The organism is Pseudarthrobacter sp. ATCC 49987, assembly GCF_009928425.1.
GTDB lineage: Bacteria > Actinomycetota > Actinomycetes > Actinomycetales > Micrococcaceae > Arthrobacter.
This window is the reverse complement of the sequence record NZ_JAABNS010000001.1, coordinates 3,371,768-3,391,979: the sequence shown is the minus strand read 5'-3', so window position 1 is coordinate 3,391,979 and position 20,212 is coordinate 3,371,768. Positions and strand designations below refer to the sequence as shown.

Annotated in this window: 15 protein-coding genes; 5 read left to right on the top strand and 10 right to left on the bottom strand. The window is 67.4% G+C overall.

Annotation, left to right across the window (positions count from 1 at the left end):
• The first annotated feature begins 3 nt into the window (after positions 1 to 3).
• The 3 genes from GXK59_RS15660 to GXK59_RS15650 all read left to right on the top strand — a co-directional run bounded on the left by GXK59_RS15660 (position 4) and on the right by GXK59_RS15650 (position 5,473).
• Complete coding sequence (locus tag GXK59_RS15660) at positions 4 to 2,130, top strand: hydantoinase/oxoprolinase family protein (RefSeq protein WP_160668187.1); 2,127 nt, start codon at positions 4 to 6, stop codon at positions 2,128 to 2,130.
• Between the two features lie 64 nt (positions 2,131 to 2,194).
• Entirely contained in the window at positions 2,195 to 4,528 is a 2,334-nt protein-coding gene (locus tag GXK59_RS15655) for a hydantoinase B/oxoprolinase family protein (RefSeq protein ID WP_160668185.1), read from the top strand.
• A gap of 123 nt (positions 4,529 to 4,651) precedes the next feature.
• Entirely contained in the window at positions 4,652 to 5,473 is an 822-nt protein-coding gene (locus tag GXK59_RS15650; protein WP_160668183.1) for a hypothetical protein, read from the top strand.
• 11 nt (positions 5,474 to 5,484) lie between these two features.
• Here GXK59_RS15650 and GXK59_RS15645 read toward each other — a convergent pair whose 3' ends face one another.
• The 4 genes from GXK59_RS15645 to GXK59_RS15630 all read right to left on the bottom strand — a co-directional run bounded on the left by GXK59_RS15645 (position 5,485) and on the right by GXK59_RS15630 (position 11,184).
• A complete protein-coding gene (locus GXK59_RS15645) occupies positions 5,485 to 8,295 on the bottom strand; it encodes a LuxR C-terminal-related transcriptional regulator (protein ID WP_160668165.1) in 2,811 nt (936 codons plus the stop codon).
• A 210-nt stretch (positions 8,296 to 8,505) separates the two neighbouring features.
• The gene (locus GXK59_RS15640) at positions 8,506 to 9,702 is read right to left on the bottom strand and encodes an acetyl-CoA acetyltransferase (protein WP_160668163.1); all 1,197 of its coding nucleotides are present in this window, start codon (positions 9,700 to 9,702) and stop codon (positions 8,506 to 8,508) included.
• Positions 9,699 to 10,397, bottom strand: a complete 699-nt coding sequence (locus GXK59_RS15635) for a CoA transferase subunit B (RefSeq protein WP_160668161.1) — start codon at positions 10,395 to 10,397, stop codon at positions 9,699 to 9,701. Before GXK59_RS15635 ends, GXK59_RS15640 begins: the two co-directional genes overlap by 4 nt.
• A gap of 34 nt (positions 10,398 to 10,431) precedes the next feature.
• Positions 10,432 to 11,184 (bottom strand): CoA transferase subunit A, encoded by a 753-nt coding sequence (locus GXK59_RS15630; RefSeq protein WP_160668160.1) that lies wholly within the window; start codon positions 11,182 to 11,184, stop codon positions 10,432 to 10,434.
• Positions 11,185 to 11,383: 199 nt separating this feature from the next.
• Between GXK59_RS15630 and GXK59_RS15625 the strand changes: the two genes are divergently transcribed.
• Positions 11,384 to 12,160 carry an IclR family transcriptional regulator gene (locus GXK59_RS15625; RefSeq protein WP_160668158.1) on the top strand — a complete coding sequence of 259 codons (777 nt, stop codon included), beginning with the start codon at positions 11,384 to 11,386 and terminating at the stop codon, positions 12,158 to 12,160.
• A gap of 15 nt (positions 12,161 to 12,175) precedes the next feature.
• Here the strand turns inward: GXK59_RS15625 and nadE are convergent, their stop codons facing one another.
• Entirely contained in the window at positions 12,176 to 12,997 is an 822-nt protein-coding gene (gene nadE, locus GXK59_RS15620; RefSeq protein ID WP_160668156.1) for an ammonia-dependent NAD(+) synthetase, read from the bottom strand.
• Between the two features lie 196 nt (positions 12,998 to 13,193).
• Here nadE and GXK59_RS15615 point away from each other — a divergent pair, with 196 nt between their 5' ends.
• The gene (locus tag GXK59_RS15615) at positions 13,194 to 14,447 is read left to right on the top strand and encodes an FAD-dependent oxidoreductase (RefSeq protein ID WP_160668154.1); all 1,254 of its coding nucleotides are present in this window, start codon (positions 13,194 to 13,196) and stop codon (positions 14,445 to 14,447) included.
• Positions 14,448 to 14,575: 128 nt separating this feature from the next.
• Here the strand turns inward: GXK59_RS15615 and GXK59_RS15610 are convergent, their stop codons facing one another.
• Genes GXK59_RS15610 through acsA form a run of 5 tightly spaced genes read right to left on the bottom strand, consistent with a single transcriptional unit; the run spans position 14,576 to position 20,122 of the window.
• A complete protein-coding gene (locus GXK59_RS15610) occupies positions 14,576 to 14,818 on the bottom strand; it encodes an acyl carrier protein (protein WP_160668152.1) in 243 nt (80 codons plus the stop codon).
• 31 nt (positions 14,819 to 14,849) lie between these two features.
• The gene (locus tag GXK59_RS15605) at positions 14,850 to 16,259 is read right to left on the bottom strand and encodes a dihydrolipoamide acetyltransferase family protein (RefSeq protein ID WP_160668150.1); all 1,410 of its coding nucleotides are present in this window, start codon (positions 16,257 to 16,259) and stop codon (positions 14,850 to 14,852) included.
• The gene (locus tag GXK59_RS15600; protein WP_160668148.1) at positions 16,252 to 17,232 is read right to left on the bottom strand and encodes an alpha-ketoacid dehydrogenase subunit beta; all 981 of its coding nucleotides are present in this window, start codon (positions 17,230 to 17,232) and stop codon (positions 16,252 to 16,254) included. Before GXK59_RS15600 ends, GXK59_RS15605 begins: the two co-directional genes overlap by 8 nt.
• Entirely contained in the window at positions 17,229 to 18,263 is a 1,035-nt protein-coding gene (pdhA, locus tag GXK59_RS15595; RefSeq protein ID WP_160668147.1) for a pyruvate dehydrogenase (acetyl-transferring) E1 component subunit alpha, read from the bottom strand. Before pdhA ends, GXK59_RS15600 begins: the two co-directional genes overlap by 4 nt.
• Positions 18,260 to 20,122 (bottom strand): acetate--CoA ligase, encoded by a 1,863-nt coding sequence (acsA, locus tag GXK59_RS15590; protein ID WP_160668145.1) that lies wholly within the window; start codon positions 20,120 to 20,122, stop codon positions 18,260 to 18,262. Before acsA ends, pdhA begins: the two co-directional genes overlap by 4 nt.
• Positions 20,123 to 20,212: the final 90 nt, after the last annotated feature.

Genomic DNA, 20,212 nt, shown 5'->3' with positions numbered 1-20,212 from the left:
GTCATGAAACGAATCTCCGTCGACATCGGCGGCACATTTACCGACTGTTTTTTTGCCTGGGAAGACCAGTACGTTGAAGCAAAGGCGCTCACAACGCACCACAACCTGGCCCAGGGCTTCAATGAAGCACTCGACCTCGCCTGCTCACGCGCCGGCCTGGACCGGGACCTCGTCCTGAAGGAAGTCGACTCCGTCCGCTATGCCACCACCCTTGGCACCAACGCCCTGATCGAAGGCAAAGGCCCTCGTGTGGGGGCGCTGGTCACCCACGGCTTCGAGGACACCATCCCGCTCTCCCGCGGCCGTGGCTACGGCGAAGGACTGGACCCTTCCAAGCAGCAGAACATGCCCGATGCCACCCGCCCGGACCCGCTTGTGCCCCGCGCCCTGATCCGGTCGGTGAAGGAGCGGATCAACTCGGCCGGCAAGGTGGTCGTTTCGCTGATGGAAGACGATGTCCGCACCCAGGTGCGCGAACTCGTGGACGCCGGAGCGGAAGCGATCGTGGTCTCCCTGGTCAACTCGACCGAGAACCCGGTCCATGAGCAGCAGATCCTGGAGATCATCCTGGACGAGTACCCGGCCCACGAGCTCGGTGCCATCCCCGTCCTGCTGGGAAGCCAGGTGTCGGGCCGAAAAGGCGAGTACGTCCGTGCGACGTCGACCATCGTGGACGCATTCCTGCACGAGATCATGTTCCACGCGCTGGGGCAGCTGTCCAACAACCTGCGTACGTCCGGTTACGACAAGCCCATGCTGGTGATCCACAACTCGGGCGGTATGGCGCAGTCCAACTCGACGGATGCCCTGCAGACCATCCACTCCGGCCCCATCGCCGGCGTCGGCGCTGCCCAGCACCTGGCTGACAGCACCGGCTTGGGAAATGTGATCTCGACGGATATGGGCGGTACGTCCTTCGACATCGGCCTGGTCCCGGAAGGCGGCGTCAAGCACTACGACTTCCAGCCAACCATCGGCCGCTGGCTGGTATCGGTTCCCATGATCCACCTGCTGACGCTGGGTGCGGGAGGCGGTTCGATTGCCAGCTATGACCGCATCCACCACGCCGTTCAGATCGGGCCGGAATCAGCAGGCTCGGATCCGGGCCCCGCCTGTTACGACCGCGGGGGCCTCCGCCCCACGGTCACGGACGCCGACCTGGTCCTGGGGTACCTGGATCCGGACAACTACGCCAATGGCTACATCAAGCTGAACAAGAAGCGCTCCGCCTACGCCATCGACGAGGTTCTCGCTGACGACTTGAACATGGACACCATCCAGGTCGCCAAGATCATCAAGAATGCGGTCGACGAGCAGATGGCGATCGGAATGGCAAAGGAGCTGCGGGTCCGGGGATACCTTCCGGAAGACTTCACCATGCTGGCCTACGGCGGCAACGGACCCCTGCACGCCTGCGGCATTGCCGATCACGCCGGCATCCGCAGGATCCTCGCCCCGCCGTTTTCCTCGGTCTTCTCGGCCTGCGGCGCCGGCAACATGAAACCCCTCCACATCCATGAGCGTGGCTCCCACGTGGTGCTTTACAACCCCACAGACCGCAGCCTTTACCAAAGCTACGACGAGCTGAACAACGTCATCCAGGAGCTGGAAGCCAAGGGCAAGGAAGACCTGATCCGCCAGGGGTACGACGCCGCCGACATCCGCTACAGCCTCGAAATGGACATGCGCTACGGCAACCAGCTGGTGACTACGGCCGTCGTTTTCGACATCAACCGTGTGAACGGCGTCGCCGACGTGCTGCACCTGATCCGGACGTTCTCGGACATCTATGGCAAGCGCTACGGCGCCGGCAGCCAGGCCCCCGAGGCCGGCATCCGGGCCCAGACCGTGCGGGTGTCGTCCTATGTGGACGGGGACGTGGTCAAGTTTGATTCGATCGACACCGGACATGACAGGACCATGCCCAGTCCGGTCGGCACCCGGCAGGTCCACTTCGTGAAGATCGACGGAGCCGTCGACACCCCGGTGTACGACGCCGAGGCCCTCCACCACCAGCACGTCATCCACGGCCCGGCCATCGTCACCACGGAAAACACCACCTATCTGGTTGAACCCGGATGGCGCCTGGAACCGACCTCCCAGGGAGCCGTGTGGTTTCTCAAAGACTGATCCCGTGCCGCGCGGATCCACAACCAGACCTTCCAGCTCATCCCATTGAAGGAGCTCGACAGCAATGACGCTTACAGCAAATGAAAACAGCACCGCCGGCGACACCGCCGACGACGCGTCCCAGCCGCTGACTGCCCAGGAGCAGCAGTGGGTGGACCAGTTCATGGACGAAACAACCCTGTTCCTCGGCCCGGACCCGGCCATCATGCGCAGCCACCAGATCACGTCCCGCTCCGCCTACGAGGACGAGTGCATCTCCAAGGGCGTGGACCCGATCAAGGTGGACCGCATCCGCAAGCGCCTCGCCGGCGCCCTGGATGAGGGCTACGAAATGTGCGAGGCCATGGGTGCCGCTCCCGGTGCTAAATGGGGGGACCTGACGACGGCGATCTACACCGCCGAAGGGGACGTCACTTACCTGTCCTGCCACGGCGTGATCGCGTTCTCGGCGATCCTGCATCACCCGATCCGCTACATCATGAAGTACTGGAAGGACGAGCCGACGGTAGGGATCAACCCCGGCGATGGGTTCATCCACAATGATGCCCGGTACGGAAACGTCCACAACACGGACCAGTCCATGATCATGCCGATTTTCCGCGAGGGAAAGATCATCGCCTGGGTCGCCGCGACCATTCACGAAGGCGAAAACGGGGCCTGCGAGCCCGGCGGAATGCCCTCGGGCTCCGAGACTCCGTTTGACGACGGACTCCGGATGTCCCCGTTCAAGATCGTTGAGAAGGGCGATCTGCGCCGGGACCTGCTGACGTTCCTGCAGCACTCAGTTCGCGACCCCAAGCTGCAGCTGGCTGACCTCAAGGTCAAGATCGGTGCCGTCCAGCGCATCCAGGAACGCGTCGACAGCATCATCGACGAAGTGGGGGTCGAGACCTTCGTCGCTGCCCTGCGCGTCACCGTTGAAGACGTCGAGCAGGAAGTCAAGCGCCGCATCAGTGAACTGCCGGACGGCACCGTGTCCTTCAACCAGTTCATGGACTCCACGCTCAAGGAGAACATACTGATCAAGTTCGCCTGCAAGGTGACGGTCAAGGGTGACAAAATGACGGTGGACCTGAGGGGCACGGGTCCCGAAATCCTCAACCGGGCCATTAACTCCCCGCTGTGCTCGGTCAAGTCGATGATGATGCAGGCGATCCTGGCGTTCTGGTGGCCCGACCTGCCCCGCTGTACCTCGGCGATGTCGCCCATCGACATCATCTCCGATGAACACACGTGGGCCGACGCTGGTTACGACGCTCCGATGGGGCAGTCGCTGCAGGCATCGTTCCGGGGATTCTCTGCCCTGCAGACAGCCTTCGCCAAGATGCAGTTCTCCAACCCGGAGAAGTTCTCCAACGTCCTCGCTCCGTGGTTCAACCAGATCAACACGTTCCTGTGGGGAGGCCTGACCCAGCACGGCGACCAGGTAGGAAACCTGTGTGCCGACCTCAACGGCATGGGCGGCGGCGCTAAGGCATTCCGTGACGGTGAAGACGCCGTCTCACCGTTGTTCTGTGCCATGGCTGACACCGCTGAACAGGAAGTCATGGAGGAGGAAGTTCCTTTCATGCAGCTGGTCAGCAAGCGGATCGTCCGCGACAACCAGGGCTTCGGCAAGAACAGCGGCGGCATGGGCTACGAGATGATCGTTGCCGCCGAGGGCACCCCGATGTGGGGCTTCATGACTGTTACCTCGGGATCCAAGTTCTCGTCCGTCACGGGCATGTTCGGCGGCTACGGCTGCAGCACGACGCCGCTGGCCATGGTCAAGGGCATCAACATCTACGACGTGATCCGCAAAGACTCCAGCAAATTCGATCTGTCCATGGAACGGATCATGAACGAACAGCCCTACGAAGGCGGTAAGTACACCACTTCCCATATGGGCCTGCAGTTCGACGTCGCCAAGGATGGCGAGATGTACATGATCGCCCAGGGCTCCGGCGGGGGCTACGGCGACGTTCTGGAACGTGATCCGGAAGCGGTGGCCAAGGATCTGGAACTCGGCCGCATCTCACCGAAGGTCGCCACCAGCATTTACGGCGTCGTCTGGGATCCTGAAACCTTCGTGGTGGACCAGGAGGCCACCACCCAGTTGCGCCACGACTCACGGCAGGCCCGGATCGCCCGCGGCAAGCCGTACAAGGAATTCCTGGAAGGCTACGTGAAATCCGAGCCCCCGAAGGACCTGCTCTACTACGGGTCCTGGGGCGACGACACGGAGGAGCTCACCGCCACCCACTTCACCAACAACGGACCGGAACGGGTCAAGGCGACCATCGACAAGCTGCCGCTGATCATGCTTCCGGACCGCCGGGAAGTCAAGATCAGCGCACTGGAGGACCGAATCCGCGAGCTCGAACTCAAGCACGGGGAAGTTGTCCACCGCAAGTCCTAGCCCGTAACGGCACGTCCCGACCCGGGACGCAGCAACTCACGAACCCTTCAGCGCCGCATCCTCCCCAGCCAGGACGGTGCGGCGCTGAAGGCTTTTATTAGCCACAGTATGGAGAAAGACGTCATGACCACTTCCACTGCCACCACCCTCGCCAACGTTGTTGCTTCCCCTCCGTCGGGGCGGCCCAAAGCCGTGGTATTCGACCACCACGAGTACGCAGCTTCCGTGATTCTTCGTGGCCGGCCCGTCCCCTGGGGCAACGCCACCGCCTACGCGGCATTCTTCGCCCAGGCACAGGGGCTCCTCCGGCCGGACGTCGCGCTCCTGGACCTGGGCCGGCTGTACGGTCACTTGACCGCCGGCAACACCAGGCTTGAGACCGGCATGACGGCCAGATCCCGGACAGGTTTCGCGCTGAGGACGTTGCTGGGCGACGACGACCTCAACCGGGCGGTGCTGGACTTCGTTACCGTGTTCGCCAAGACAGCCCGCCAGCCAGTGGTGCTGCGCATCCCGTCGCCGATGATGTGGCTCACGGGAACGCACCACTTCTCGGGCGCGGATGACACCAGCGGCCTCGACGCCGACAACGCCGAGAATGCCTCCATGTATGTCAGTGACTGGCTCCGGGCGTTCGCGGCGCTGCCCGTCGCGGGACTCCTGCTGGACAACCGAACGCCTGCAGGCGCGCCCCGCGGCGTGCACGTTCCGCTGGAGGCCTACACTCCGATTGCCAATCTGGCCGGCAACTACCGTTGGACGCTGGGGCAGCTCGACGACGATCAGGCGCGTCTGCACGGGCACGCAGCGGTTGGCGCCTATATTCCTGCAGGGTTCTGGCTGGAGTCGGACGTGGAACTCCCGGCCGGGGACTTCTACCTGGCCGACATCCCCAGCGCCGCTTCGCCCGAGGGCGTGCTGGCCAGACTGGAAACCCTGGGGTGACTGAGCTCTGGTTACTTGGGCGGGAGCAGGTGCCGGCGCCGTGCCTCTACGACACAGGCCCTTCGGTCACTGACGCCCAGAGTGTTGAACAGGCTCTTGAGATACCACTTGACGGTGTCGATGCCCAGATGCAGCTCCTGGGCGATTTCGCGGTTGGACCGTTCCTTCTCGACAAGGCGCAGGATCATCTGTTCGCGCTGCGACAAGCCCGGTTCCGGAACGGTGCTGCCCTCGCCCGTCGTGGTGGAGACCGTGTCTGCAGACCACCGGGCATCCCGGTTCGTCCTGGCCTGGGAATCCAGCCGGATGAGGACACTGAGGAATCGAGGTAACTCGTGGCTCCCCACCTCCGGGGCGGGTTCCCGCCGCAGCCTGGCTGAGATGGCGCGCACCAGATCCAGGCAGCCTGCGCCGCCATCGAGCACGGGTCGGACCAGGCCCAGCCGGGAACACGTGTCCAGGGCCGGCCAGAGCGCCGTTTCGGCTTCCTCGCGGTTGCCCGCCCGTTCAAGCGCGACCGCCAGCAGGATCCGGGCATTCAGCTCTGCCCTCGGCCCCAAATAGGCCGCTGCCCGCGACAGCAAGCGGCGGGCACCTTCCACGGTGGCCAGTTGCCGGGGAGATGCCGGTCCCTCGTGCCCGGCGTCAGCCATGGCGGACCGCAGCTGCATGGTCAGTTGGATCTGGTGCTTGGCTTCGGCCAGCCCTTCCAGCCGCGGTCCGGTTGTGGGCGCCGCTTCCTGGGCCGCTGCCGCGCCCAGGAAGTCACCGCTCGGTTCTTCGTTAGTGGTCCGGGGGCCGATTCCCAACTGCACGCGTTCCAGGTTCATGACCAGTTTGAGCCGGTCCAGGCCGAGGCTGTCGGCCACCAGATCGCCTTCATCGAGTATTTCCCGGGCCCGTGGCGTGTCCCCCCGGAGTGCCTTTATTCTTGCCAGCGTGGCGAACGTGGACACCATGAAGTCCACCACCCCGCCTTCGGAACCCAGCTCGCGGGTTTCCTCCAGCAGCTTCTCGGCCTTATCGAGTTCGCCGCGTTCATAGAGGAGCTGGCCCATCATCGCTCCCGCCAGCCGGGCCGCATGCGAGTATCGCCCGGCCTTGCCCCGGCCGAGTTCCACAGCGGCAGTGAAGTGCTCGTCCACCCGGTCCAGATCGAGCAAGGCGTAGGCGGCAAGACCGGCAAAACAGTGTCCATACACGCCACTGAAGGGGCCCGAGGTCTGGCCGTGGAACCTTGCGGCCCAGCGCTGTTGTTCCAAGGCGAGGCTGTAGTCGCCGTCGTGGATCTTCTTGAACGTTGACACATTCGCTGCCACCGAGACGATCCAGGGCCGGAGAAGGTCGGCCTGGGCGAAGCACTTCCCGTCCAGTTCATCCACATGATCTACTCTGTCGCCGTACATGTCGATGCAGTTTTGAACCACCAGCCCTTCGACGCCCAGCTCAAAACGGTCGTGTTCGGTCAGTGTCGCATCCGTGGGCATCACGGCTTCGGCGAGGTCCAGGGCACTCTGCGCCGCGCCGGATTGGTGAAGCAGGGTGTGGGCCCAGGCTATTGCCGTCTGGAGCCGGGCCTGCCCGGCCACGTGGTCGGCCGGGATCTTGCCGACGAGTGCCAGCAGGGTCGACATGCTGGAGTGTTCCACCAGCCACATTGCGCGGAGTTCGACGATCTCCACCGCGAGTTCAACGTCCCCTGCGGCGAGGGCATGGTCCACCGCGTCGCTGGGGAATCCGTTTTCCGAATACCAGCGGGCGGCGATCAGGTTCAGTTCCTTGGTCCGCCCGGGGTAGTCGCGCTCCAGGCGGCGGCGCAGGTAGTCCTCAAACAGGTGGTGATAGCGGTACCACGTCCCGTCCTCGTCAAGCGGTTGCAGGAAAAGATCCTGTGCCTGGATCTTCTCCAGCATGGCCTGGCCCAGTTCCACCCCTGAGAGCGCGGACGCCAGCCCCGCGCAGAGGCGTTCCGGAACCGAGGTCATCAGGAGGAAGTCCAGTGTTTCGGGGTCCAGGGTGTCGAGGACGTTTTCGGCGAGATACTCACCAATGGACGCGTGCCTGCCGGAGAGCCTTTCAATTAGGTCTGAGGCCTCGCGGTGGTCCCTGAGGGACAGGGAGACCAGTTGCAGTGCTGCGATCCAGCCCTCAGTCGTCTTGTGGAGGCTGGCCACGTCTCCCGCATCCAGATCGAGCCGGTTGATGCCGACCAGGAAGTCCTGGGACTCGTTTTCATCAAACCTCAGGGCGACGGCGTCCACTTCGATCAGCTGGTCCCGCACCATCAGCCGGCCCAGTGGCAGGCCCGACCGGTTGCGGCTGGTGATGATGAAGGACAGATGTGAGCCGCCGGCTTCCAGCAGCCGTTCCACGACCGCCCTGGTCCTGGGCTCCGTGACCAGGTGCCAGTCATCCAGGGTTATGACGATGTCCTGGCCGCCCTCATCGATGGCGTTGATGAGTGCGGGAACCACATAGTGCTCAGCGTCGTCGGGCCGCTCCTCCAGCAACTGCTGCAGTTCCTCGTCAAGTCCGGGACGGGCTTTGCGGATTGCCTGAAGCAGATGGGACAGGAACCAGATGGTGTTGTTGTCGTCCCGGTCCAGGGACAGCCAGACGGTGACGAGGCCCTGGGCCGCGAGGATTTCCATCCATTGGGCGGCAAGGGTCGACTTGCCAAATCCGGCCGGGGCGTGGATCAACGCGAGCCGCCGTTTCCGGTCCGAGTGGAGCATCTCCGTCAGTCTCGTCCGGTGGACCCACTGGCCAACCGGCTCGGGCGCCCGGAACTTGCTTGATGCACTGGGTGGTCCTGTGGGCATCCGCCACCTCCTTGTGGTCCGGCGGTCGCCGGGAATGCATTTGGCCCTCTGAAATCCTATGGGAACCGCGGTGCCAAAGACAGGTGTGACCCTTGGCAGCTCCTGAGTGCGGGTTCCAGGCTCCCGAGGGCCGGCAGCTCTGCCACCGCTGGGTCGGATACGGCCCATTCCGACGCCCGGCTTCGGGCTGTATCTGACCCCGCGTTGGTTTTAGACCGCTTCGAGGACGCTGACGTAGTTGGCGATGCCGACGCCGCCCATGTTCTGCACCGCGGCCCGGCGCGGATTGGCCAGCTGCATGCCGCCGGCGGTGCCGGTGAGCTGCATGGCGGCAATGACGTGCTGGGAGACGCCGGTGGCACCGACCGGGTGGCCCTTGGCCTTGAGCCCGCCGGAGACGTTGACGGGCAGCTTGCCGTCCTTGAAGACCCAGCCTTCCTCGATGGCGCGGGCGCCCTGGCCCGGTTCGGTCAGGCCCATGGCCTCGTACATCAGCAACTCGGCGATGGTGAAGCAGTCGTGCACCTCGGCGAAGTCCAGATCCTCCAGCCCGACGCCGGCCATGCCCAGGGCGCGCTGCCAGGACACCCGAGTGGCGGCGAAGGCGGTGGGGTCGCGGCGGTCGGCCGGGAAGAAGTCGTTCGCGTGGCCGAACCCGGCGAGCCGGACCGGGGCGGTGGCCCCGCCGGTGGGGGCAACACTGATCACGACGGCGGCGGCGCCGTCGGACACGGGTGAGCAGTCGGTGCGGCGCAGCGGGTCGGCGACCATCGGGTTCTTGTCCGAAACGGTCCGGCAGAATTCCTCGCCGAGGTCCTTGCGGAGCTGGGCGTAGGGGTTGTCCACGCCGTTGCGGTGGTTCTTCGCGGCGATGGTGCCCAGCACATCCGAGAGATTCCCTGCGCCAGCGCCATAGCGCTTTTCGTAGTGTTTTGCGACCTCGGCGAAGAGCCCGGTGAAGCCGGTGCTGGAGGCCTTGCCGGCCATGTCGTAGTCGGCTCCGAGCAGGGCGGCCCCGACGACGTCGGCCCCGGCCTGGGTCATCTTTTCGGCGCCGACCACCAGGACGGTTTTCGCGGTGCCGGCCAGCAGCGATTTGGTGCCCTGCTGGAATGCGGCCGACCCGGAGGCGCAGGCGTTCTCGACCCGGGTGGACGGGACGTTGGCCAGCTGCTCCGAGACCTGCAGTGCGAGCGAGGACGGGAAGGCCAGCGGCATCATGCCGGAGTTGAACTGGCCCAGGTAGATCTCGTCGATCTGGCCCGGTTCGATCCCGGCGTTGGCGATCGCCTCCGTGGCGACCTGGACGATCAGGGATTCGAGGGTCTCGTCCGTGAGCTTGCCGAAGCGGCTGTGGCCCCAGCCGGTGAGCAGGACATCTTTGCCGAACTGTTCGCGCAGGCTCATGCTGTGGCTCCTTCAAGGGTGGGGGTTGTGTCGAGGGAGGGCGCGATGTCGAACTCGGCTTCCGTCTTTTCGCGGATGTCCTCGACAGTGACGCCGGGGGCGAGGCGGGTCAGCGTGAGCCGCCGGACGCCGCCTGTTCCTTGTTCATTCTTCACGAGGTCAAACACCGCGAGGTCGCTGATGATGCGGTCAACGCAGCTCAGGCCGGTGAGGGGCAGCGTGCACTCTTTGACGATCTTGGCGGTGCCGTCCTTGGCGTTGTGTTCGGTGAGTACCACGACGCGGGGCGTGCCGGCGACGAGGTCCATGGCGCCGCCCATTCCCTTGACCATCTTGCCGGGGATGGTCCAGTTGGCGAGGTCGCCGTCACCGGACACCTGCATGGCGCCGAGGATGGCGACCTTGACGTGCCCGCCGCGGATCATGCCGAAGGAAGCGGCGGAGTCGAAGATGCTGCCGCCGGGCAGGACCGTGACGGTCTGCTTGCCGGCGTTGATGAGGTCGGCGTCCTCCTCGCCCTCGTAGGGGAACGGGCCCATGCCGAGCAGGCCGTTTTCGCTCTGGAGGACGACGCGGACGCCGTCGCGCAGGTTGTTGGCGACCAGCGTGGGGATGCCGATGCCAAGGTTGACGTAATCGCCGTCGTTGAGTTCTTCGGCCGCGATGGCAGCCATTTCATTCCGGGTCCAAGCCATGGTGGTTCTCCTGAAGAAAGTAGGGGGGCGGCGCTTAGGCCGGAATGGATGCGGCGGCGGCGGCGGCCGCTTCGACTGCTTCGGCGCGGGGGCGGGGGCGGACCGTGCGCTGTTCGATGTCCTTGACCCGGCCGCTGGCCTGGACGAGGCGCTGGACGAAAACGCCGGGGGTGATGATGCGGTGGGGGTCCAGTTGGCCCGGCTCGACGATGACCTCGGCCTCCGCCACGGTCACGATGCCGGCGGTGGCGACCACCGGGTTGAAGTTCTGCGCGGTGTAGCGGTAGATCAGGTTGCCGTCGGTGTCGGCGGTGTGCGCGTGGACCAGTGCGACGTCGGCCTTGATGGCGCGCTCCTGGACATACGTTTCGCCGTCGAACTCCGCGAGCGGCTTGCCTTCGGCGACGAGGGTGCCGACGCCGGTCTTCGTGTAGAACGCCGGGATGCCGGCGCCGCCGGCGCGGAGGCGCTCGGCCAGGGTGCCCTGCGGGGTGAACTCCACCTCGAGCTTGCCGGCGAGGTACTGCTCGGCGAAGAGCTTGTTCTCTCCCACGTAGGAGGCAATGACCTTGCGGACCTGGCCGGCTTCAATCAGCACGCCGAGGCCTTTGCCGTCCACCCCCATGTTGTTGGACACCACGGTGAGGTCCTTGACGCCGGAACCGCGCACCGCCTCGATCAGGTCGGCCGGGATGCCGCTGAGGCCAAAGCCTCCGACGGCGAGCGTCATGCCGTCCCGCAGCACGTCCTGCAACGCGGCGGCCGCTCCGGATTTCAGCTTTGACATTGCATCTCCTCATTGAGCTCTTGACGCAATCCACTTTGTGGACTGTTCCTCTGCTGTTGGAGCCTACGGTGCCGAAAAGGGGGCTGTCAATGGACAACTTCGCCCTGAATAGTGCCATTTTTACAGTGTGGACGGTACGCTGTGGAGTGTCCACAATATGGATGGTTTGGGCAGTTCCTACGTATTTGCGAGGAAAGAAATGACTTCATTACCGGTCCAGGGCGCACAAGTCGTCAGCCGCGTCGCCTCCCTGCTGCGTATTGTCGGGCGGAAACCGGAAGGCTCCCCGCTCGTTGAACTCGTCAGGGAATCCGGGCTCACCCGCCCCACCGTGCACCGGCTGCTTTCCTCGCTGGCCTCCGAGGGCCTGCTGGACCAGGACCCGGTCAGCGGCAACTGGGTGCTGGGTCCGGAGATCCTGCTGATGGGCTCTGTGGCCTCGGCGCGCTTCCCGCTCGAGGACATCGCCCGGCCCAGCCTCCGCCGGCTCGCCGAGGAGACCGGCGAAAGCGCGTTCTTCTCTATCCGGCGCGGCGCCGAGACGGTCTGCCTGCTCCGGGAGGAGGGGAGTTTCCCGGTGCGGTCGTTCGTACTGCACGAGGGCGTCCGCTTCCCGATCGGGGTCGCCTCCGCCGGGACCGCCATCATGGCATTCCTGCCGGAGGCGGAGCAGGAGGAGCTGCTGGCGGGCTGGACAGCGCACGCCGGCACTTTTGCGGCCGCACATACCGAGGCGCTGGTCCGGGAGAACCTGGCGAAGACGCGACAGACCGGCTACTCGGTCAATCCCGGGCTCGTGCTGGAGGGCAGCTGGGGGATGGGGGCCGCAGTCTTCGACCAGCGGGGGCGTCCCGCCTGGGCCCTGTCGCTGACCGGAATCGAGCCGCGCTTCCGCACCGAGCGGCAGGAGATGCTGGGCCGCCTCCTCATGGACGAGGCGCACCGGATCTCCACCCTGCTGCAGGGCGCTAAATAAGTCAGCGCCCGCCGGCTACTTCCACCAGGTGTCGAAGATGGTGACCGGGACCGTGCGCTTGTGCCGGGTCCGGAGGTATTTCTGTTCGATCAGCTCGGCGGCGGCCACGGGGATGTCGCGGCCCTCAAGGTAGTCATCGATCGTGTCGTAGCTGAGGCCCAGTTCGTCCTCGTCGGTGCGGCCGGGCTGGCCGTCGAGGAGATCGGCGGTGGGGACCTTCTCCCAGATCCGGGCCGGGGCGCCGAGTTCGGCGAGGAGCGCCCTGTTCTGGCGCTTGTTGAGCCCGAACAGCGGCAGGATGTCCGCGCCGCCGTCGCCGTACTTCGTGAAGAAGCCGGTGACTGATTCCGCACCGTGGTCGGTTCCTATCACCAGGTAGTTGTGCTCGCCGGCGAGGGCGTACTGCGCGATCATGCGCGTGCGGGCTTTGGTGTTGCCCTTGTGGAAGTCGGAGATCCCGTTGCCCACGGTCTTCTCGAATTCGTCCTCGAAGCCGTCGACCGCCGCGGAGATGTTGAACGTCCACTCGGTCTTGGCCTGGATGAAGTCCAGGGCGGCCTGGGCGTCTGCCTCGTCGTGCTGCACGCCGTACGGCAGGCGGACGGCGACGAAGTTTGCGTCCACCCCTTCGGCTGCCAGTTCTTCGACGGCCAACTGCGCCAGCCGCCCCGCGAGCGAGGAATCCAGCCCGCCGGAGATGCCCAGGACGAACCCCTTGGTGTGGGTCGCCGTCAGGTATTCCTTGAGGAATGTGACGCGTTTGCGCACCTCCCCGGCGGGGTCGATCCGGGGCTGCACGCCCATTTCTTCGATGATTTTCGCCTGGAGTTCACGCATGATTCAAAGCCTAGCCAGCAGTGTCAACCGGGCTCAACTGTGTCCGCCGGACTGGCGCTGCGGAAACCGGCCCCCGCGGCGCATAGTGCCAGGCGCTACCCGGATCCCCGCCGCGCCGGGCCGAAAGCGCCGCGCCGGAGCTAAGCCGCCGCGAAGGCCCCTCCCGCGGCACCGTGCGCAGGCGTAGCGTATGGCCATGGAGACGACGGGATGCGTGGTGGTCGGCGGCGGGCCGGCGGGCATGATGCTGGGACTGCTGCTGGCGCGGGCCGGCGTGCAGGTCACGGTTCTGGAGAAGCATGCCGATTTCTTCCGGGACTTCCGCGGTGACACCGTCCACGCCTCCACCATCCGGCTGATCGACGAACTGGGCCTGGGCGAGGAGTTCCGCCGGCTGCCGCAAAGCCGGCTGAGCAGCGTCGTTTTCCCGGTGCCGGACGGCCCTCCCGTGACGATCGGCAACTTCGATTCGCTGCCCCCGCCCTACAACTACATCGCCATGATGCCGCAATGGGACTTCCTCAACTTCCTGGCCGGCGCCGCAGCCCAGGAACCGTCCTTCAGCCTGCGAATGGGCCACACAGCCACCGCCCTGGTCCGCAACGGGGGCCGGGTCACGGGGATCCGCTACCGGACCACCGACGGGAACGGCGGCGAACTCCTGGCGGACCTGGTGGTTGCCACGGACGGGCGCCATTCGACCCTGCGGCGTGCGGCCGGGCTGCCTCCGAAGGAGTATCCCGTGCCGTTTGACGCCTGGTGGTTCCGCCTGCCGCGCCATGCCTCCGAGCAGGGCGCCGTGGCGGGCATCGTCCCCGCGTTCGGGCGGGGTCAGGCCCTGGTGGCGCTCAACCGCACCGACTATTACCAGATGGGGTACCTCGCGCCGAAAGGCACGGACACCCGGATCCGGGCCGAGGGCGTTGAGTGCTTCCGACGCCGGATCGCGGCGCTCCGCCCCGACCTCGCCGACCGGGTGGACGCCATCGCGTCGCTGGAGGATCTGCACTGGCTGGACGTGCGACTGGACCGGCTCCGCCAATGGCACATCAACGGACTGCTCTGCATCGGCGACGCCGCGCACGCGATGTCCCCGGCCGGCGGGGTCGGGATCAACCTTGCCATCCAGGACGCCGTGGCCGCCGCGGACTGCCTTGCTCCCGCGCTGCTCCGCGGACGGGTGCCACGCGCCGAGCTGGCCCGGGTTCAACGACGGCGGCAGTTGCCCACGGTCGTGGTCCAGGCCGTGCAGCGGGTGATGCACCGCGTGGTCTTCGGGCCGATCATGACCGGAACGCGGGCCGGGGCGCCTGCCGCGCTGCTGTTCCTGGCCCGGCACATCCCGGCCGCCGGCAGGGTGCTCCCGCGGTTCGTCGCCTTCGGGCCGCGGCCGGAGCACGCGCCGGCGTTCGCCCGGCGCGCCGAAGCCCGGCCCCAGCCGCACCCCTAGCCGCACCCACCCCTAGGCGGGGCCGGGCGGCCGGACCGGACCATTCCGCCGCGTTTCTTCCCATCGACTGCTCCGTAGCCGCCCTTTTGCGCCTCCAAAAGGGCGGCTACGGAGCAGTCGATGCAGGATCAGCCGTGGGCCGCGAGGTAGCCGATCAGCCCCTTGACCGTGGCCACCTCCGGGTAGTCCCGCTCCGGGATGTCGACGCCGGTGGCCGTGTCGATCGTTTCGACCAGCCGGAGGAAGTCCAGCGAATCGAGTTCGAGGTCCTGCCGCAGCCGGGCGCCCTCGTCCATCTCGGAGAGGTCCACATCCGGTGCCACCTTGCCGATCGCCGACTGTACCGCCGCCCGGGCGTCCTGTTCGTTCATGGTTCCTCCCGTTTCACATTAGCGATCTGGTTCACAGGTCTTCCGGCTTCTGCAGCAGCTCGTCGATCCGCGCCAGGTAGCGGCCGCCGCGCAGCCCGTCGCTGACCCGGTGGTCAGCGGAGAGAGTGGCGACGACGGCGGGCCGGACACCGAGCAGCCCGTTCTGCGCCCACGGCTGCTCCAGCACCCGGCCGAAGCCGACCATCGCAACCTGCGGGGGATAGATGACGCCGAAGACGCTCTCCACTCCGAGGTCCCCTAGGTTCGTCACGGTGATCGTGGGATCGGCCATTTCGGCGCGCTGCAGCCGCCCGGCGCGGGCGCGGCTGACGAGGTCCCGGAGCTGTTCCATCAGCACGTCAACCGGCAGGGTGTCCGCGTCGTGGATGGCGGGGGCCACCAGGCCGCCCTGGCGCAGGGCCACGGCGACACCCAGGTGCACCGACGCGCTGGGCCGGAACCCGCCGTCGTCGAAGAAGCCGTTCACCTCCGGGACCTCCTTGGCCGCGAGCGCCGCTGCCTTGAGCAGCAGCGCGGAGGGGACCAGCCGGGACGCGACCGGCCGCTGTGCGTTGACGGACTGCATCCAGCCGACGGCGGCACGCAGGTCCAGGGTGGTGCTGAGGTAGTAGTGCGGGATGGTCTTCTTTGAGCGCGACATCAGCGCCCCGATGGCGCGGCGCAGGCTGGCCACGCGCTCGCGGGCTTCCGCGGGTTTCTCAGGGGAAACGGCTGGCCCGGCGGGTGGCCCCGTGGCCGGCCCTTCGGCCGGAGCTTCCGGCGCTGCCCCCGGGAGACCCGCCTCCGGGGCGCCCGGCTCCGGGAGACCTGACGCCGGGCGGAGGGCCGCGGCGCGCTGCACGTCCGCCACGCTCACGGTACCCTCCGGTCCGGTGCCGCTCACGGCGGAAAGCTCGACGCCGAGTTCGGCGGCCAGCCTCCGGGCCCGGGGCGAGGAGCGCACGCGTCCGGCGGCGGACGGCCTTGCCGCCACGGCGTGCTCCACATCCGCCCTCGTGATGGCGCCGCCCTTGCCGGTGCCGTGGATCCTGGCCGTGTCGACCCCCAGCCGGTGTGCCAGGTGCCGCACGGGAGGGGCGACCGGGGGAGCTTCCTTGGCAGTGACAGCAACGGCGGCGACAGCAACGGCGGCGGCCCCGGCCCGGGGCGGCGGTGCCTCCTGGCGGGGGGCCCCGACCTCGGCCGGGGTCTGCGTGATCCTGGCCAGCGGGGTGCCCACCGGCACGGTTTCGCCGAGGTCCACGAGCAGCTCGGCGACCACCCCCTCCTGGAAGGACTCCACATCCATGACGGTCTTGTCGGTATCCACCACCGCGACGAGGTCCCCGCGGCGCACGTAGTCGCCGGGTTTGACCAGCCATTCGACGATCTTGCCGTGCTCCATGTCAGCACCGAGGGAGGGCATCAGGAAGTCAGCCACGCGCGCCGACCGCCTCCCGGGCTGCGGCGACAATCCGCCCGACGGACGGCAGGGCCGCCAGTTCCAGCTGCTTGGAATAGGGAATCGGCACTTCGGCACTGCAAACCCGGCCCACCGGGGCATCCAGGTCATAAAACGCCTGCTCGGTGATCCGGGCGCTGATCTCCGCGGAGATGCTTCCGCTGCGCCAGCCCTCATCCACCACCACGGCCCGGTGGGTCCGCCGCACCGAGGTGAGGATGGCGGCGTCGTCGAGCGGCCGCAGGGTGCGCAGGTCCAGCACTTCGGCGTCGATGCCTTCATCGGCGAGCTGCCCGGCGGCGTCCAGCACCGCCGGGAGGGTTCCGCCGTAGGTGATGAGGGAAACATCGTTCCCGGGGCGCCGGACCGCGGCGGTGTCGATATCCACCGGGCCGGCGTCGTCGTCGAGCTCCCCGGTGACGTTGTACAGCGAGCCATGCTCAAAGATCAGGACCGGATCGGGATCCTCCAGCGCGGTCCACAGCATGCCGCGGGCGTCGGCGAGCGTGGCCGGGGCGAGGATGCGCAGCCCGGGGATGTGCGCGTACCAGCCCTCGAGGCTGTGCGAATGCTGCGCCCCGAGCTGGCGGCCGGCGCCGGTGGTCATCCGGATCACGACCGGGACATTGAACTGGCCGCCGGACATGTGCAGCAGGGAGGCGGCGTTGTTCACGATCTGGTCCAGGGCGAGGAGGCTGAAGTTTACGGTCATGATCTCCACGATCGGCCGCATCCCGCCGAGCGCCGCGCCGATCCCTGCCCCGACAAAGCCGGACTCCGACAGCGGGGTGTCACGGATCCGGTCGGGCCCGAATTCCTCCAGCAGCCCCAGGCTGACCGCGAAGGAGCCGCCGTAGGCCCCCACGTCCTCGCCCATCAGAAACACCCGCTCGTCCCGGAGCATCGCATCGCGGATACCGGCCCGGAGCGCCTCGCGGTAGCTTGATTTCATGGCCCGCTCCGCCCGCCGGCACCGGATTCCGGGCCGGAGCCGCGCTCGCTGTACACGAACCGGGTGAGGTCCTCGAGCGGTTCGGGGGTTCCGGCTTCGGCGAACTCGACGGCGGCGGCCACCTCCGCGTCGGCGTCCGCCTCCAGCTGCTCCCAGTCCTGCGCGGAGAGCTGGCCCGCGGCCTCCAGCGCGGCGCGCAGCAGGACGATGGGGTCACGTTCGAGCCAGCGGGCGACTTCGGCTTTGTCGCGGTACCGTTCCGGGTCGAACATCGAGTGCGCCCGGAACCGGTAGGTGCGCAGCTCCAGGAAGTGCGGTCCGCCGCCGGAGCGGACGGCGTCCACGGCGCGCCGGGCCGTTTCCTCGACGGCCAGGACGTCCATGCCGTCCACGGCCCACGCGGCGATCTCATAGGCGGCAGCCTTGAGGGCGATGTCCGTCTGCGATTCCGAACGCCCCAGCGCCGTCCCCATGGCATAGAGGTTGTTCTCGCAGCAGAACAGCACCGGCAGTTGCCACAGCGCGGCGAGATTGAGGCTTTCGTGGAATTCGCCCTCCGCGACGGCGCCCTCGCCGAAGAAGCACACGGTCACGCGGGAGCGCCCGGCCATCTTGTCCGCGAGGGCCAGTCCGACGGCGAGCGGCAGGCCCCCGGCGACGATCGCGTTGCCGCCGAAGAAGCGTGTGGCGGCGTCGAACAAGTGCATGGACCCGCCCCGGCCGCGGCAGCAGCCCTCCACGAAGCCGTACATCTCCGCCAGGATCGCACCGGCGGGGACACCGCGCAGAAGGGCGTGGCCATGCTCCCGGTAGGTGGCGACGACGGCGTCCTCCGGGGCCAGGGTTTCCAGCACACCGGCCGCGACGGCTTCCTCGCCGATGTAGACGTGCAGGAAGCCGCGGATCTTGGCGGCGCTGTACAGCTCGACGCATTTCTCCTCAAGACGGCGGACCCGGAGCATCTGCAGCAGCAGGTGCCGGCCGTGGGCCGCATCCAGGCGGCTGCCGGGCACGTCCGCGGCCCCGGTCATGTCCGGGCCTCCGGTGCTTGGGGCCCGGGTGCGGCGGCGTCCGGCTCCGGCGCCCCGGCCGGGGTCTCGATGGTGGAGGTGTCGCCCTCCGGCAGGCCGAGTTCACGGGCTTTGAGCAGCCGCCGGAGGATCTTGCCGCTGCGGGTCCGCGGCAGGGCCGTGGTGAAGTCCAGCAGCCGGGGCGCCACCGCCGGGCCGAGTCTCTTGCGGGCGAAGCCGATGATCTCCAGCTGCAGTTCCTCGGAGGGTTCCCAGCCGGGCCGCAGTTCCACAAAAGCCTTGACCACCTCGCCGGCCACCGGATCGGGGACCCCGATCACCCCGGCCTCGGCCACGGCCTCGTGTTCCATCAGCAGGCTCTCCACTTCGAACGGGCCGATCAGGTGCCCCGAGGACTTGATGACGTCGTCGCCGCGTCCGACGAACCAGTAGTACCCGTCGGCGTCGCGCCGGGCGAGGTCGCCGGTGAGGTACCAGCCGCCCACGAAGCACCGGCGGTAGCGTTCCTCCTCATGCAGGTAGCCGCGGAACATCGAGGGCCAGCCCGGTCTCAGGGCCAGTTCGCCGACGGCGTCCGGCGCCGTCACGAGGACCGCCTTGCCGTCGCGGACAATGGGCTTGTCCTGGGCGTCCCGGGCCACGATGCCCGCCTCGACGCCGGGCAGCGGCCGGCCCATCGAGCCGGGGCGGATCTCGGTGGCCGCGTAGTTGGAGATCATGATGCCGCCCGTTTCGGTCTGCCACCAGTTGTCATGAACGGGCTGGCCGAACGCCTCCTGGCCCCAGACGACGACCTCCGGATTGAGCGGTTCCCCGACGCTGGCGACGAAGCGCAGCGAGGACAGGTCATGGCCCTGGGCGCGGTCCGCGCCGGCCTTCATCAGCATCCGCAGCGCCGTGGGGGCGGTGTACCAGACGGAGACGCGCTGTTCGGCGAGGATCCGGTACCAGCGGTCCGCGTCCATTTCCTCTTCGTCCACGATCGTTGTCACCCCGTGGGTCAACGGCGCGATCACCCCATATGAGGTGCCGGTGACCCAGCCGGGGTCGGCCGTGCACCAGTAGACATCCTCCGGGTGCAGGTCCAGCGCGGAGGTGCCGGTCGCATGGTGGGCGGTGACGGCGTCGTGCACGTGGATGGCGCCCTTCGGGGTTCCGGTGGTGCCGGACGTGAAGTGCAGCAGGGCCATGTCCTCGGCCTGCGTCGCGGCGATCCCGCCGTCGGCCGGCGCTGCGCGCATCAGCGCGGCGAGGTCCAGCGTTCCCGGCTCCGGGCTGCCGTCGGCGTCGGTCAGCAGGACGTGCCGGAGTTCCGGCAGCGAGTCGCGGAGCTGGGCAATCTTCTTGCGGTAGAGGGCCCGGGTGGTGACCAGGGCCCGGCCGGAGCCCAGCTGCAGCCGCTGGCGGACCGGTTCCGGGCCGAACGCGGAGAACAGCGGGCAGAAGACGCTGGCGTTCTTCAGGGTGCCCAGCACCGCGATGTACAGCGCCGGGCCGCGGCCGGTGAGCGAGAAGACGCGCTCACCGCGCCCGATGCCGAGGGCGCGCAGCACCCCCGCAAAGCGGGTGGTCTGCTCTGCAAGTTCGGCGAACGTGAGCGAGTGGCTGCTGCCGTCGGCCCGGACGAACCGCAGCGCCTCGTGCCCGGCGAGCCCCCCGGCGGCGTGCCGGTCCACTGCTTCATAGGCGATGTTGACGCCGCGGCCCCCGGGCAGTCCGGACAGTTGATGGCGGGCTTCGTCCCAGGAGAACGCGGCACACGCCGCCTCATAGTCCACCAGGTTCGGCCGGACCCGGAGGCCGCCGACATCTTTGGCAATGGTGGGCCAGCGGGTCGAGGGTTCCGTGCCTGCCGTCATGGTTCCATCGCACTCCTGCCCGGCAAGGGTTCCTAGAGGATAAAGACCCGGCGCGCGTGCCGGAGCAACCGGGAGGCGGCCCGACATCAA